The sequence below is a fragment of the Komagataeibacter swingsii genome (assembly GCF_003207895.1).
GTDB classification, from domain to species: domain Bacteria; phylum Pseudomonadota; class Alphaproteobacteria; order Acetobacterales; family Acetobacteraceae; genus Komagataeibacter; species Komagataeibacter swingsii.
In genome coordinates, this window is sequence record NZ_NKUB01000001.1 from 352,090 (window position 1) to 368,432 (window position 16,343).

A 16,343-nucleotide genomic window follows, 5' to 3' on the forward strand; every position below is an offset into this window, starting at 1 on the left:
ATGCATGTAAAACGCGATATGTTATTTAATAAATTGCCGAATATGATTTATGATGCAAACCGCATTCATGGATTATGCCTGCCGGATATTGCGGGCAGGGTGCCGCGCCTGTTTTTTTTAACCGGCATTTAAAAATAAATCCGCATCCCACATAATGCCTTGCGGTTCCGATGGCACGTCATTTAATGTTCCTTCCCATTAAGAAACTCACGGGAAAGAGATACCTTTTAAGCGGAACTGTTTGCCATAAGGAATAAATCATGCCTGGCGCGGGGCGCAGTAATGGTCCGTAAAATGCCCGGCGCGCCTGTTGCATGCATATGTATCAGCGGTTTTTATTCAGGTCGGTCTGGTTGTAAAATATGTTAAGGGAATTGTGGCTGAAGTGGGGCGGTCGTGCGTTCATGGCCACGCCGCGCGGGTCGAAGTGGCTTGTCAGCTTTCTGTTGGCTGGGGGGGCGTTTCTCTGCCTGTCTGTTGGCAACATCACCCTTGCGCCCGAACAGCAGGCCTATATTTCCGTGGGCACGATCAGCCTGTTCTTCCTGCTGAACCGCAGGAAGGGGCGGCACGTCACCTGCATCCTCATGATGCTGTCACTGTTCGTGTCCTTCCGCTACCTGATCTGGCGGCTGGGCAGCACGGTGCAGTTCGCCGGCCCGCTGCAGATTGTCATGTCGGTGGCCCTGCTGCTGGCGGAGGGGTACGCCCTGTCCACCCTGTGCCTGAGCTATTTCCAGATGTCATGGCCGCTGGGCCGCAGGCCGCACCGCCTGCCGGACAACCCCGATGAATGGCCGATGGTCGATGTCTATGTCCCGTCCTATAACGAGGATCTGGAACTGGTGCGCTCGACCGTGCTGGGGGCGATGGACCTGCACTGGCCCGCGGACAAGCTGAATGTCTATATCCTGGATGACGGGCGGCGGAAGTCCTTTTACGATTTTGCACGGGAATCCGGCGCGGGCTACATCATCCGCGCCGAGAACAACCACGCCAAGGCGGGCAACCTCAACCATGCCATGAAGATCACCAGGGGGGAATTCGTGGTCATTTTCGACTGCGACCACGTGCCCACCCGGTCCTTCCTGCTCAAGACCATTGGCTGGATGATGGCCGATCCCAACCTGGCCCTGCTGCAGACGCCGCACCATTTCTATTCCCCCGACCCGTTCCAGCGTAACCTTGCGGCCGGGTATGACGTGCCGCCCGAAGGCAACATGTTCTACGGGCTGGTGCAGGACGGCAATGATTTCTGGGATGCGACGTTCTTCTGCGGTTCGTGTGCCGCCATCCGCCGTTCGGCGTTGCTGAGTGTTGGCGGGTTCGCGACCGAAACGGTTACGGAAGACGCCCACACCGCGCTGAAGATGCAGCGCAAGGGGTGGGGTACGGCCTACCTGCGCCAGCCGCTGGCCGGCGGGCTGGCGACCGAACGGCTGATCCTGCATATCGGCCAGCGCGTGCGCTGGGCGCGTGGCATGCTGCAGATCATGCGGCTGGACAACCCCCTGCTGGGCGGTGGCCTGCGGTGGGAACAGCGGTTGTGCTACCTGTCGGCCATGTCGCACTTCCTGTTCGCCATTCCCCGGGTGACCTTCCTTGTCTCCCCGCTGGGGTTCCTGTTTTTCGGGCAGAACATCATTGCCGCGTCGCCCTTCGCCATCATGGTCTATGCGCTGCCGCACATCTTCCATTCCATCATGACCCTGTCGCGGATCGAGGGGCGATGGCGCTATTCCTTCTGGAGCGAGATCTACGAAACCTCGCTTGCGCTGTTCCTGGTCCGCATCACCATCGTGACCCTGCTGCAACCGCACAAGGGCAAGTTCAACGTGACGGACAAGGGCGGGCTGCTGGCGCGGGGCTATTTCGATTTCAGCGCGGTGTACCCCAATGTCGTCATGGCGCTGGTCCTGTTCGTGGGGATGGTGCGCGGCATCCTGGGCATGATTTTCCAGTATCACCAGAAACTGGCGTTCCAGTCCTTCGCGCTCAACACGCTATGGATCACCATCAGCCTGATCGTGGTGCTGGCGTCCATCGCGGTGGGGCGCGAGACGCGGCAGATCCGGCACAAGCCGCGGGTGCGGGTCAAGCTGCCGGTTGATGTCTGCTTTGGCGATGGTGCGGTCTTCCATGCCCATACCACCGATATCTCGCTGGGCGGGGCGGGCGTGACCCTCAGCCTGCCCAGGCAGCTCGAAACCCCGCTGGATGTCACCCTGCGCTACAGCAAGCCCGATGACGAAATCATGGTGGCGGTGCCGGCCACCATACTCGGGCAGCGCGGTTCATGGCTGCACCTGCAATGGAAAATCGAGACGCTGGAACAGGAACGCCAGATTGTCAGCCTTGTGTTCGGTCGAAGCGATGCATGGCATAACTGGGCCGATTTCAAGGATGACCGACCGTTGAACAGCATATATCAGGTCATAAAAAGCATAAGTGGCCTTCTGTCCCCGCCTTACCTGTGGGATCTCAGCCCGGCGCAGGAATCTGAAGAAGGTGATGCAAGCGTGCACAAGGAAGAAACGCTGGAAAAAAAGAGCCTTGTGGTGCCGCCTGTCCATCGGGGCATTGGCTATGGCATGACCATGATGGCGGTAGGGGCGGGCATGCTGCTGTCGCTGGTGATGCCCGCCACGGCGCAGGACGCCGCCTTGCCCCCGCCCGCGCCGCCCGCACCACCCGCGCCGCCGTCGCAGGTTTACACGACGACCGGCGTGTCGCGCCTGACCCCGCTGGGGGATACCAACAGTGGCGACATCCCGCCCGTGGGCGGCATGGTGGACCCGACGCTGGCGGACCGGGTGGCCGATACCGAAATTACGCGCACCATCCCGTTCCATGACCTTGGCCTTGAAAATGGCCCGCTGACCCTGCGGGGCTTTTCGCCATTGCAGGGAATTGACGTGGTGGTGCCGGCCAACCGCGTCGTGACCCATGCGACGCTGAAGCTGTCGGGGGCGATTTCGCCCTCGCTTCTGCCCGAAGCCACGGCGCTGACCGTCACCCTGAATGAACAGTATGTCGGCACCATCCGCATCGATCCCGCCCATCCGACTTTCGGACCGATGGAATTCGCGGTCGACCCGCTTTATTTCACGGGGGACAACAAGCTCAATTTCCATTTTGCCGGTGAATACAGGCGTGACTGCAACGACCTGTACAATGATGTGCTGTGGGCGCAGATATCGGACCAGTCCAGCATTACCCTGACCACGGCGCGGATCGTGCCTGAACGTGACCTGAGCCGGCTGCCGGTGCCCTTTTTCGATCCCAACCTGAAGGTGGCCATGCGGGTGCCGGTGGTCATGCCTGCGGCAGCGCCGGGGGAGGACATCATGCGGGCGGGGGGGCTTGTCGCCTCATGGTTCGGCAAGATGGCTGATTCCCGGCGGCTGTCCTTTCCCGTGTCGCGCAGCATGCCCGCATCCGGCAATGCCGTTGAAATCGGTCAGGACATTCCCGTTGATGACCAGGGGCACATGCCCGGCGGCCCGACGCTGCTGGAAATTGCCAACCCCAATGACAAATGGGGCACCATCCTGGTCGTGACGGGACGCACGCCGCATGAGGTGGAGGTCGCGGCCCGCGCACTGGTGTTTTCGCCCGATACCCTGGGCAGCACCGCGTCCACCGTGGTGCAGGACGTCACCCTGCGTTCCCGCACGCCTTATGACGCCCCGGCCTTCATCCCGACGGATCGCCCGGTGCGCTTTGGCGAACTGGTGACGGCAGGCGACCTGCAGGCAGGCGGTTTCACGCCCGGTACGCTGCATGTGCCGTTCCATCTGCCGCCGGACCTGTACACTTGGCACGGGCTGCCTTTCCTGATGGACCTGTGGGTACGCACGCCCGATAACCCGGTGGTCGATATCAGCGCGTCCCGCCTGGATGTCAGCCTCAACAACTCCTACCTGCAAAGCTATTCGCTGCTGGGCAACAGCCTGTGGCGCACATGGTCGGAACGGATGGTCACCCAGCATGCGGGCGCCGTGGGGCATGTCACGGCGCTGCCGTCATGGCTGCTGTTCGGGCAGAATGACCTGCAGTTCAATTTTGATACCCGCCCGATGGACCGGGGGGCCTGCCGCCGTACGCCCGATAACCTGCGGCTGGGGATTGATTCGGATTCCGTGCTGGATTTCCGGCGCGGGGTGCATTTCGCGACGCTGCCCAACCTGTCCTATTTTTCCGAAATCGGGTTCCCGTTTTCGCGCATGGCCGACCTTGGGGAAACCACGGTGGTCCTGCCGCCCACGCCGGATACCGACACGATCGGGGCCTATCTTGACCTGATGGGCTTCATGGGGTCGGTCACGTGGTATCCCGCCGCGGGGGTGCATCTGGCGACGACGACGGATATCGCGCGCAACCCGCCATCGGGCGACATCATCCTGCTGGCGCCAGTAGGGCAGATGGGACCGGCGGCTTCCCTGCTGTCGCGTTCGGCATACCAGATTGACGACGGCCATATCCATGTCGGTCAGGATATGGGGCTGCAGGGTATCTGGTACATGTTCCAGGACCGTGACGGCAGCGGCCTGCGCAATGGCGTGACCGCCAACCTGAACGCCCCGGTGCATAACGTCGCGATGATGATCGGGGCGGAATCCCCCTATGCCAGCCATCGTTCGGTGCTGGCGCTGCTGGGGGATGACGGCGCGCATATCCATGAACTGGTCACCAGCCTGCATGACCGCAAGGCGCTGTCCAGCCTGCAGGGCGACCTTGTGCTGAAGAATGGTGACAAATTCACGACCTATCGCACATCCCCCACCTATACCGTGGGCAGTTTGCCGCTGTGGATGTGGGTGGACTGGTTCCTGTCGCGCCACCCGGTCCTGATGTACCTGTGCGGTGTGGCGGGTGCGTTCATGCTGGGAACGGGCGCATGGCTGTGGCTGCGTGCCCGCGCCCGCCGCCGGGTGCGTGAACAGGCCATTGCCGATGAAGCCGCACGCATGGCGGGGCATGTTCCCGGAGACTGACCGGGCGGGACGCGGCACCGGATATGTCCCGCGTCCCGCATGTCCGTGTGGCGTGCAGGCATAACGGAGCAGTGGATTCCGGCATGGGAACGGGAATGGGCCTGTCACAGGCATGGCAGGCCGGTCGCGGTGGGATCTGGCCGTCGCATCGCACGCGCGGTCCGACGGGGGGCGTAATGTTTTGACTGTATTATGTTTTTAAGGACTGTCTGAAATCAGGCCATTGATGGATGAAAGGTTCCGGATGCCGTCTTTTTTCAGGAAAGCGGTATTTCGGAAAGCTTTTTGAAACAAGCTTTGCCAAAAACGTCTTTATGATTTTCAGGGCACTGGCGGAGAGGGTGGGATTCGAACCCACGGTACGCTCACACGCACGGCGGTTTTCAAGACCGCTGCCTTCAACCGCTCGGCCACCTCTCCATATCGCCTGTTTAGCTACGTCTGCCGCCGCCGTCTAGGGGTTTGGCCGCACAAAAACCGCTGCCTTCAAGGGGGCGCTGTGCCGACTTTTGTGCCGACATGCAGCATATGGTCCAGTTCATCCGCGGTAAGGGCGGATAGATAGATCTCGGTCGTCTTGACCGATGTGTGGCCCAGATGGCGGCTTAGCCGATAAATGTCTCCACCGGCCTTGAGCCACCGGATGGCGAAGGCATGACGGAAGTCATGGATGCGGAAGCGGGCAAACGGAATGCCCGTGGCTTCACACCGGGCAGCGACCCGGCGCATGATCTGCCCGTAATTCGAAGCGGCGTTGCGATAGGGATTGCCATCACGGTTGGGGAACAGGAAGCCGGTACAGGGTGCTTGCTCCAGCAATGCGGTTGCATTCCCGCCTGACGTGACCCATGCGATTGTACGGGGCCGACTGGTCTTGGTGCGGAGCAGAGCCCGGCGATGGAGAGACAGAACAATGAAGCGGATAGCAATAGCAGCTGCCATGCTACTGACCCCGATCGTGGCATGCGCTCGGGTGCCCCCGCAGAACTGGACGCAGAATTTCATTCCATCCCTGAAGGATTGGCAGGCAGCACTTCTTTATAAAGGAATGCCGCTTTCGGTACAACTTGATCAAATAGCTGTACAGATTAACGATGTTGCCGCACAAATAACGGGTATCAACTCAGATATCGGAACAAAGGTTGATGTAAAAAACGGCACGTCTGCAAATCAGTCTCTCACAACGCCTACGCTTACATCTCCTGTCATATCGGGAGGGGCGTCTACCGAACAGATCCTTAATGCTCCCACCATATCGGCTGGCACGTCTACCGGTCAGGCACTAACCCAACCGACGATAACCCAAGCCCCATCTGTCGATATTGCAGGAAATCAGTCACTGACGGTGTCGCCGGTAGGAAATCCGATCAGCACTTTGTCAAGTTTGAACGCTCAGGGAACAGCTACCAGTTCGACAGGACGAGAATTCCTTGTAAATCTTGGATTTACGTCATCTGTGGCCGGTTCTGCGACGGGCGCGGATAAAGTGGTCCTCTACGCTGGCATGACTTGTAATCAGGGGTCCGGAAATTGCTGGGCAATGAATCCACTTGCTACGGCGGGGACTGGTTATACCGGCAGCGTGCAGACGGTTGAGGCTGATCTCAACAACTTCGCATCTGATGCGCCGGTAGGGGGAACGTTTTTTCGATCAGCCCTGTCAGCCAACGGTGCGGTCACATCTGGTTACCTGAACACCTCGGGATTGTTTGTAGGGTCAGTGAATTCTGTACCAATTTTCCATGCCGGGGTTTTGTTCACGAATAACGCGGTGAAAGATGCGGCTATATGGGACCAAGCCAGTAGCGCAAACTATGGGTATTATAACCAGTCATCGCATGCATCTGCCTTGATTAACGATACAGGTGCGTCGCCTGTCCTGATCAATGCTCAAGGAACATATTCTTATTCTATCTTTGACACGCAGAATGCGACTGCCAACTACCTCCTGACAGCGAAAGCCGGGCAGCTTGTTTGTTTCGATGGTACAGCCATGTGCGTCTCATCCAGTTCCGGGAAGTTGACAGTGCAGTCCGGAGGCGCGAATCTTTTTTCAATAGATTCGTCAGGGAATGTTGTCATTAAAGGAACACTGACGCAATCGGGTTCACCTTAATGGCAACGCCCATTCCATCCGGTCCGCACTCTACCATTTTATATAGACCGGCCTTCGCCGCCGGCATTATCTCGCCCATGCTGCGCTTTCGCTCGGACATGGAAAAGTGGCAGACTGGCGCGTGCCAGTTGACCAATTTTTTCGTGCATGTGCAGGGTGGCGCCAGCAACCGGCCCGGCACGCAGTATATCGGCGCGGTGAAGGATGCGGCGAACCTGCCGCGTCTGGTTCCCTTCGTTTACAATAACACGCAGTCCTATGTGCTGGAGATGGGCGATAAATATTTTCGCTTCATCTCCAATGGCGCGTATCTGACCAATACCGATGGCAGCGTGTATGAGGTCGCAACACCCTATGCCGTGGCGGATGTATGGGGCATCCGATGGGTGCAGTCGGCGGATGTGCTGACCATCGCCCATCCGTCCTACCCGCTCTACAACCTGTCGCGTAGCGGTGAGACCGACTGGACACTGGCCGAGGTTTCATTCGCCGCAGGCATCGAAGCACCCGGCACCGTCAGCGCAACGGCTACGAACGGAAACGCAGGCAATACCGGCACGACACCAGGCATATCGTCCGCGACCTATGACTATGTGGTCACGGCGGTTTCCATCGCGCTGAACAGCGAAAGCAATGTGTCGGCGGTTGCGACCGTAAAAAATTACAATATCGGCTATTACACCCAGTACGGGAACTACAACACCGTCAACTGGTCCGAAGTGTCGGGTGCGGATTACTATAACATCTACTGCAAATATGCCGGGTCATACGGCCTGATCGGGTCAACGACAGACCTGTCATTTCAGGATACCGACTATGAACCGGACACGGCCATTGGTCCGCCCACGCATGAGGACCCGTTCAGTGATGGAAACAACCCGTCTTGCGTGTCCTACTTCCAGCAGCGTCGGGTATTTGGCGGATCAACGGCTGACCCGCAGACCATCTGGATGACGCGCTCTGGCAACTACACCAACATGGACGTTGCCAACCCGGTCAAGGATGACGATGCCATCACAGCCACGATTGCATCCCAGCAGGTCAACCAGATCAAGCATATCGTGCCGATGGCCGACCTGATCATCTTCACCGCGGGCAGCGTGTGGAAGGTAAGCGGGGGTGATGCGGGCAAGGCCATCACGCCGGCGGATGTAACGGTCACGCCACAGATGTTCGTGGGGGCTGCCGATACCCTGCCGCTTCCCATCGACCAGGACGTGCTGTTTGTCGAAAGCAAGGGCAACCAGACGCCACGCATCCTGACAAACGATCAGGTTCAGGCGCTGTCGCAGCAGATTTCCAGAGCCGATCCGGCCAAGGAAGACATTGGCCAGACCATGGACGGCATTGCCCGCCAGTATGGGCAGCAGTGGCCGAAGGCGTTTGGTGAACTGGTCCAGTATGGAAAACTGCCGCCCGATTATCAGGTGCTGGCGAACATGGACACGGCCGACCAGACCATGGGCCGCGCTGATTTCCAGCGCGCCCTGCAGGCAGGCACCCTGCCACAATTGCAGGAGGCGGCAGGGCAGGCCGCCAGCAACATCTTGCCCAAGGGCGGCGATGACCCGGTCGAGGACCAGCTTGCCGCCTTCCGCGCCACCACGGTCAACAGCAGCGGGGGCGATGCGCTGTATCGCACCGTGCACGACGCGACCAAGCGGCTGGCACTCTACTACATTGCCCACGGGCAGGACAGCAGCACGGCCCTGACCAATGCGGTTGATGGCGTAATCAACAGCAAATACGACATCTCCGGCAGCATGCGCGTGCCCAAGGGGATGCTGCCTGCCGCGCGCACTGCCGCCGCCAGTGTCCTGTCATCGCTCAGGCCATCCGATCTTGCGCCGATCCCCGGTAGTGCGCCGGGCCTGACCGATCAGGACCGCAAGGATTTCGGCATCAGCGCTGCGCGCGCAGGAGGCCAGTGGGTGCAACAGGGCGGCGGGGCATGGATCTACGGTGATTTCCTGTTCGGTGAACAGAGTCGCATGGGTAACTCGTTCCTCGAGGCGCTGGCAGGTCCAACCTTCTCGGACGCCAGCAGCCTGTTCAAGATGTTCGCCAACAGCCGCGACATGGCATTGGGCAGTGCCGATGCCCCCAAGGGCAAGACGTTCGAGATGAACCTGCTGCAGGAAGCCCGGCGGGAACTGCCGTTCGGCAACCTGTTCTATACTCGTGCCGCCCTCGATTACCTGGTGTTCTACCGCCTGCAGGAGATGATGAACCCCGGATACCTCAGACGCTACGAACTGGGTATCCAGCAGAACCAGGGCCAGAAGTTCTGGTTGTCGCCTACGTGGAATCCTTATCAGGCAATGGCAGGACGGTAAGCCCGTTGTACAGATACCCTACTGCGCGGTAGAGTCCTCATGTGGAGAGCATTATGGATAAACTGGTTGTCGAAATGGACCCCGATGTAAAAGCGGTCTGTGACTTCATGGGCAGCAATATCGACCCCGGAAAACTGGTTGTAGTGGCGCGCGCCGTTGCTGATCTCGCCCCGGTCATGTGGCAGCATTTCCCGAATGTCGGGTTTTATGATCCGCCCCTATCGGTCAGGCGGATCACTGATTATTCTATGGGGAACCCTTCTCAATCGCCGCTGCAACAAGCTGCGCCCGGCTGGAAGCTGATGCGAAGGCGCAGGCTGAAACGGCACGTCCGGCCTACGAGAAGAAGAAAGCAGCATATGACGCAAAAACAGGGCGTCGCGGCCGGGCGCCCAAACCGCCCGATGATGAACCACCACCCGACCGACAGATCAGTCTGACCGATCCCGACAGCCGCCTCATGCGGCGCTCGGACGCCCATGAATTCCGGCAGGCTTACAATGCCCAGGCCGTAGTCTGCGCCGAAGGCAGCCAGTTGATCGTGACAACCGGCGTGGTCGCCACGTCAGCGGACGCGCCATCCTTTGCCGACACGGTGCTGTCGATGGAAGACACAATCGGTCTCCCGGAGAAGGTGCTTGCCGACACCGGTTACGCCAGCGGGCAGGCGGTCCGGAAACTGCGGGAAAAGGGCATTGATCCGCTGGTCGCCATTGGACGGCTCCGTGCCCGCAGACCCTGCGACTTCCGACCCCGGCCCGCAGAAAGGGAGCCACGCCGGATAACCGAACCCTGGCGGCTTGCCATGAAGGCCAAGCTGGAAACTACAGAAGCCGGAGATCTTTACAGACTACGAAAACAGACCGTGGAGCCGGTCTTTGGAATTATCAAAAGCATCATGGGCTTCAGAAGGTTCACCCTGCGTGGCCTTGCAAAAGTCACGACTGAATGGACACTCGTCGCTCTCGCATACAACTGCAAGAGAATGGCGCGACTTTACGCAGCGTAAGCCGGGTCAGCCTCGGCCTTATGGCCCTCAAAATGGCCAACCCGACAGGCTGCTAAAATTCGGTTGAGACAGCATGCATGGCCGGGCCGGTTGCGGTTTTGTCCCCGGCCTGTCTTGCGATACATCCCGCTGGCAGGGATGCGGACAGGGAGAACGCAGGTTGAAGCAGCAGGCTGAACGGTGGATGTGGCGGATTGCAGCCGGGCTTGTCATCCCCATGCCGGTGCTGCTGCTGTATGCGCTGGCCCCTGCCGAAATCGTGGTGACGGTGGTGGCGGTGCTGTTCGTGGCCCACTGTGTCCTGACCCGGCACGGGAACTGGCTGCGGCAGCCCTGGGTCATCGTGGCGGGGTTGCTGTGGGGGCAGGTCATTTTGTCCTCCGTGGTGCAGGGGGGGAGCCACGGGGTCGTGCAGGCCATGTGCTTCGGGCGCTATTTCCTGTTCATCGCGGCCCTGCAGGCGTGGGTGCTGCCCGGCGCGCGCGTGCGCGCGGTGCTGGCGCGGGTTTATGCGGGCGTTGCCATATGGCTGGTGGTGGGGTGCTGGGAGCAATACATATGCGGGCGCAACATATGGGGTTATGGCCGGTGGGCTGATGGCGCGCTGCTGGGGCCGTTATGGGCGCCGCGCGCGGGATCGGGGCTGTTCATGACGGCGCTGCCGGGACTGTTTCCCATCGCCATACGCCTGTCGCAGCGCGCGGGCGCGCGGGGGCGGGTCATGGCCGCTGGCATGCTGCTGGGGCTGGTGCTGACCATGGTGCTTGTGGCGCAGCGCATGCCGCTGTTCCTCATGCTGGGGGGCATGGGCATTGTCGGGCTGCGGGTGCCGCGCCTGCGGGGCGGGCTGGTGGCCGTGGGGCTGCTGGGGGCGGGCGGCGTGGCGCTGTCGCCGGTGCTGGCGCCACAGGCGTATCACAAGCTGGTCGTGAACTTCATCGCGCATATGCACGCCTTTGCCGACAGCCCGTACGGCATGCTGTTCATCCGCGCGGGTGTGATGATCGGGCGGCACCCATGGTTCGGGCTGGGGTTTGACGGGTTTCGCCATGCCTGTCCCGACCCGGCCTATTTCCACGGCCTGCCGTGGCTGGGCGTGGCCGAGGGGCCGCATGGCGGCGCGACCGGCTGCAACCTGCATCCGCACAACCATTACCTGCTGATGGGAACCATGGGGGGCATACCCGCCATGGGGCTGTTCATGGCCCTGGTCGCCTGCCTGCTGGTGCCCGCATGGCAGGCTGTCGCCCCCACGCGCGATCCGCAGCGGCTGATGCTGGCGGTTGTCGTGACGCTGGTTTTCTGGCCCGTGGCGTCCACCAGTTCATTGCTGACGCAGCCTGCGGCGGGGTGGCTGTCCATGATCGTGGGGTGGGCGCTGGCGGCATCCCCGTTTACGGCCCGGTTGCGATACGTGCATGGCGGGGACTAGCCCCGGCAGGCGCGGCGCATTACAGTGCCGCCGTGGGATACGGGGACGAACGGCGGCAGGCGGCCAGCCTGGCGGCCTTTTCCCGCGTCCGTATTCAGATAGGGGAGCCTGCGCTATCGTTTTCGCCTGTTGTTCCGAGGGCACGTGTCCGGGGCCATCCCGTGCGCGGGTTTCTGTACGTGTGAGTATCCATGTCCACTTCTGAACGGGACGCACTCAAGCGCATTTTCGGCAATACCGGTTTCCTGATTGCCGGGCGGGCGATCAATGCGGTCTGCAGTTTCGTCTATATCGCATGGGCGGTACGGGCGCTGGGGCTGTCGCAGTTCGGTGTGCTTATGCTGGTCACGACGTTCGGGGCCGCCATATCGCAGGCCACGCACCTGCTGTCGTGGCAACCGCTGCTGCATTATGGCACGGACCCGTTCACCAATGGCCGCCAGGCGCAGTTTGCGCGCGTGCTGGCGTTCTGCATCCGTGCCGATTACATAAGCGGCGGCGTCGGGTGGCTGGTGGGCACGCTGGGGGTTGCGCTGTTCGGGACCTATATGGGGTGGCCGGCGGCGGACCAGGGGGCGGCTTTCGCCTATATGCTGACCATCGCGTTCACGAACACCAGCTGGTCGGCCGGGGTGTTCCGGCTGTGCAATTCCTTCTGGCTGACCATGCTGACCGACCTGTCCGGCGCGCTGGTGCGCACCGTGGGGTCGGGCGTCGGGTTCATGTATCACATGGGGCTGGATTACTACCTGCTGGTATGGAGCGTGACGCAGCTGGTCATGTTCATAAGCAGTACCACGCTGGGGTGGCTGCAACTGCGCCATGCGGGCGCCACGCGGCGTTTCAGCCTGTTTGCCCCGCTGGAGGCGGGCGATGCGCCGGGCATATGGCGCTTTACCCTGTCCACCAGTTGCAACCACCTGCTGGGATCGGTTTTCAACCAGTTCGGCACATTGCTGGTGGGGGGCATCCTTGGCCCGGCCGATGCGGCGGTCTATCGCGTCTCCCGCCAGATTGGCGAGGGGATCGCCAAGCCCGCGCAGCTCATGATGCCCGCGCTGTACCCCGAATTCATCCGCCTGCGTGAAGACCAGGACTGGTACGGCATCAAGCGCGTGACGATCAAGCTGTTCCTGATGATCGGCGGGTTTTCCATCGTGCTGATGGGGGTGGCGATGGCGGTGGGCAATATCCTGCTGACGTGGATGCTGCATGTCCACTGGCATGGCGGGCGGTCGCTGATCATGCTCATGCTGGGCAGCGCCATACTGGGGCTGGGCGTCGTGCCGCTGGAGCCGCTGCTGACCGTGATCGGGCAGGTATCGCAGGTGCTCAAGGGGCGGATCATCGTCACCCTGACCTACCTGCCGCTGATGTATGGCATGACCATGGCGTGGCATCTGGAGGGGGCCGCGGCGGCGGCCGTCGTGGCGGGGCTGATCATGCTGGGTGTCTGCCTGCGCCCGGTCGTGGCATGGTTCCGGCGCATGGCCCCGGGACGCAGGCCGGTAAACGGGAATGCATCACCTTCCATCATGCCACCCATGCCCGAAAAGGGCACGGGGACGTAATCCCCTGAAAGCCGGCTGAATTTCAAAGGGGTTCCTGGTGAAGCTTTTTCCAAAAAGCTTCAGGAAACGCCGCCTTTGGGGGAAAAAAGGCGGCGCCCGAAAACTTTTCCTTTTTGTCAGGTCAGAAATTGGCGGTCAGGCTGACATTGAATGACCGCCCCATGCCCGGCAGCGCGCGCAGCACGCCGGTTGCCGCGTTATCGGCCAGCGACCATCCACCCAGCGGCAGTTCGTATTTCTGGTTCAGCACGTTGTCGATGCTGGCATCCAGCGTCACGTAACGCCAGTGGTACTGCCCCCCCAGCCCCAGCAGGGCATAGCCGGGGGTACGGGGTTCATTGCGGACCCAGTCCACCGTGTCCTTGGCCTTCACGAAGGTCATTTCCACCCGGCCGCTCCAGTTCTGCCACCGTTCATTCAGCGACACGCTGCCATTGGTCGGCATCTGGTGGTACAGCCCCGCGCCATTGGTCAGGTCCTGCCCGCGCACCCAGTTGATGTTGGCCACGATTTCCCCACGGCCAAAGCGGGCGTTCTGCCACAGGCGGTAATTGCCCGAGCCGTTGATGCCGTAGCTCTGGGCATTGTGGTTGACGAATCCCAGCGTGTAGAACTGCCCGGCCGGTGCGATACGCTGCGCGTTCACGTAATTGTGGGTGTAGGTGTAGTAGGGCTGGACCTTCAGGTCCCACCTGTCGCCGTTCGGGTCATGCCAGTCGGCGGTGATGGAGGCGGTATTGGCCACTTCGGGCTTCAGGTCGGGATTGCCGACATAGCCGTTGCCGTCGCCAAACCAGTTGATCATGCTGGTGACCATGGCCGACCGCCCCCAGGCATAGCGTTCATACAGGTTGGGCGAACGGGTCTTGCGCGCATAGCCGCCCTCGATCGTAAGGTCGCGGCGGGGTTTCCAGCGCACCATGGCCGTGACATCGAAGCTCACGTCCGTCCGGCCCCGGTCGCTGGCGTTGAACGCATTGGCCGCGTTGATGTTGGCCATGTTCATCATGTTCATGGTCGATGAATAGCCGGAGACCGGCCCCGTATTCATCATGACCAGGTCATTGCGAAAGCCCAGCAGCGTGGTCACGCGCGGGGTCCATGCCGCTTCCCATTCCACGAAATGGCCCAGCCGGTCGCGGTGGCCGTCATTGATGCTGTGATAGGTGTCCGGTCCCATCATCATGCTGCCCGCAACGGGTGGCCACCAGTCATTCAGGCCGGAATGGTCGAACGAGCTGCCCAGCCGCAGGGTCTGCCCCTCGGCCAGCGGTATCGTGGCCTTGATGCTGTAGCCCGCCATGCGGGCGTTGGTGTTCATGGGCATGTGGGTGGTCTTGTCGCGGTCGGGCAGGAAGTCCATGGTGTGGTCCTCGCGCTGCCAGTAGCCGCGGGCCTCCAACTCGCCCCAGTCAAACGTGCCGAGATACTTGCCGTTGACGAAGGTCGAGCGGTTGTTGGTCATGTCCATGTACTGGTTGGCGAAACCTTCATGCGGGGTGTCCTGCTGCCCGAATGTCAGGGTGAACAGGTGGTTGTCCCTGTGCATGCCAAAGGTCACGGCATGGTTGTAGGTCAGGTAGCTGGTGGAACGGACGATACCCGCATCCCCGCCGCCGCTGTAATCGCCCGCCTGGCTGTAGGATGCATTGTAGCGCAGGCTGAACATGTCATTGGCCACCGTCAGGCTGCCCGATGCGCCATACCCGCCGCCATTGCTGCGATAGGTGCCGGTGACATGCCCGGTGACGAGGATCTTGCCATGGCGGGCGAATTGCGGGTCCTTGCGTTCCACGTCGATCGTGCCGCCGGTGCTGTCGCCGCCCATGCTGACGGGGGTGATCCCGGCGATGGCGGTGGCGGTGTCCACGCTGTCGGGATCAATGAAGGACAGGGCGGGGTTCATGTGGTTGGGGCAGCCCGAGGCAATGCGTACCCCATCGACCATGGTCGCCACGCGATCATCCGCCATGCCGTTGATGACCGGCAGGGACGCAAGCCCACCGGCTAAATAGGTGCTGACGCCGGGCTGGTTGCGAAACAGGCTGGCGGTGTCGGGGCTGCTCAGGCTGGCTGCCGTGCGCGATGCCTGTGATGGGGAGCTGGCCGATAGCAGGCGGTCGCCCATCGGTGTGTCCTCGGCCGTGTCCTCGATCGACAGGCCGGGCAGGGTCACTGTGGTTTCGGCCTGCGCCATGACGGGATACAGGCCGGCGGCCAGCATGTAGCCGCCAGCAGCCGCGACAATGGGCGCGGCCGTTCTTTTTATGGAAGTCACTTTTCATGTCCTGAACAGGAAACGGGAATGCGCACGCCCGGATGGACATGCGACAGCGCATGGGTTCAGGAAATGGAAGGTGGCCCGCGTGACGGCGGCAGTCCGAGTGGGGCGGAAGGGGGCGCGCGGGGCTGTCGCGGCTCATGCCGGGCCTGTTTCCATGCCATGGGCGGCAGGGGCAGGAACGGCAGGGATACCAGCGCAAGGGCAGGCAGGTGCAGGAGCGGGCACAGCGGGCAGCCTTCGGCATGGTCATGGCCCGTATGGGGCGCCATGTCGTGCGTGTTGGCTGGCATGGCCCCCATCATGGCATGATGATGGGCGGGGCCATGGGCCGGGGTGGCCGCATGCGCCGGGGGGGCGATATCGATCCCCGTCAGCCGCATGATGGTGGTCCGGGGCAGTTCCCCCGGCATGCTGCGGCTTTCAACTAGCAACTGCCCCCACAGCCCCAGGCATGCGCACAGCACCATGACCCAGCGGGTCACAGGCATGTCATGCATGAAGGGGTGACGGGCGTGGCCCATGATTGAACATGTTCTTTCTGGTTGTAAGATAAGGCGGTAACAGATTTATGTTCTCGTGGGTGCGGCCCTTTTTGTCA

8 protein-coding genes, 1 tRNA gene and 1 pseudogene are annotated in these 16,343 nt (G+C 61.4%); 6 read left to right on the forward strand and 4 right to left on the reverse strand.

Annotated features, from left to right (window positions below):
• The first annotated feature begins 362 nt into the window (after positions 1-362).
• Entirely contained in the window at positions 363-4,997 is a 4,635-nt protein-coding gene (gene bcsA, locus CFR76_RS01675; protein WP_110555508.1) for a UDP-forming cellulose synthase catalytic subunit, read from the forward strand.
• A 330-nt stretch (positions 4,998-5,327) separates the two neighbouring features.
• Here the strand turns inward: bcsA and CFR76_RS01680 are convergent.
• Positions 5,328-5,417 (reverse strand) — tRNA-Ser (locus tag CFR76_RS01680).
• Positions 5,418-5,483: 66 nt separating this feature from the next.
• Complete coding sequence (locus tag CFR76_RS01685) at positions 5,484-5,816, reverse strand: tyrosine-type recombinase/integrase (protein WP_244191713.1); 333 nt, start codon at positions 5,814-5,816, stop codon at positions 5,484-5,486.
• 94 nt (positions 5,817-5,910) lie between these two features.
• Between CFR76_RS01685 and CFR76_RS17630 the strand changes: the two genes are divergently transcribed.
• From CFR76_RS17630 to CFR76_RS01705, 5 genes and pseudogenes are all read left to right on the forward strand, one after another.
• Entirely contained in the window at positions 5,911-7,113 is a 1,203-nt protein-coding gene (locus CFR76_RS17630) for a hypothetical protein (protein WP_146222620.1), read from the forward strand.
• A 77-nt stretch (positions 7,114-7,190) separates the two neighbouring features.
• Entirely contained in the window at positions 7,191-9,449 is a 2,259-nt protein-coding gene (locus CFR76_RS01690) for a hypothetical protein (RefSeq protein ID WP_110555509.1), read from the forward strand.
• A 280-nt stretch (positions 9,450-9,729) separates the two neighbouring features.
• Positions 9,730-10,458: pseudogene (locus CFR76_RS01695) on the forward strand (transposase); the annotation flags it as partial.
• Between the two features lie 160 nt (positions 10,459-10,618).
• Positions 10,619-11,890, forward strand: coding sequence for an O-antigen ligase family protein (locus CFR76_RS01700; RefSeq protein WP_110555510.1), 1,272 nt, complete (start codon positions 10,619-10,621; stop codon positions 11,888-11,890).
• Between the two features lie 191 nt (positions 11,891-12,081).
• The gene (locus tag CFR76_RS01705; RefSeq protein WP_110555511.1) at positions 12,082-13,461 is read left to right on the forward strand and encodes a lipopolysaccharide biosynthesis protein; all 1,380 of its coding nucleotides are present in this window, start codon (positions 12,082-12,084) and stop codon (positions 13,459-13,461) included.
• A gap of 121 nt (positions 13,462-13,582) precedes the next feature.
• Here CFR76_RS01705 and CFR76_RS01710 read toward each other — a convergent pair whose 3' ends face one another.
• On the reverse strand, positions 13,583-15,739 hold the full coding sequence (locus tag CFR76_RS01710; protein WP_110555512.1) for a TonB-dependent receptor: 2,157 nt from the start codon (positions 15,737-15,739) through the stop codon (positions 13,583-13,585).
• 65 nt (positions 15,740-15,804) lie between these two features.
• Positions 15,805-16,266, reverse strand: a complete 462-nt coding sequence (locus tag CFR76_RS01715; RefSeq protein ID WP_244191714.1) for a DUF2946 domain-containing protein — start codon at positions 16,264-16,266, stop codon at positions 15,805-15,807.
• Positions 16,267-16,343: the final 77 nt, after the last annotated feature.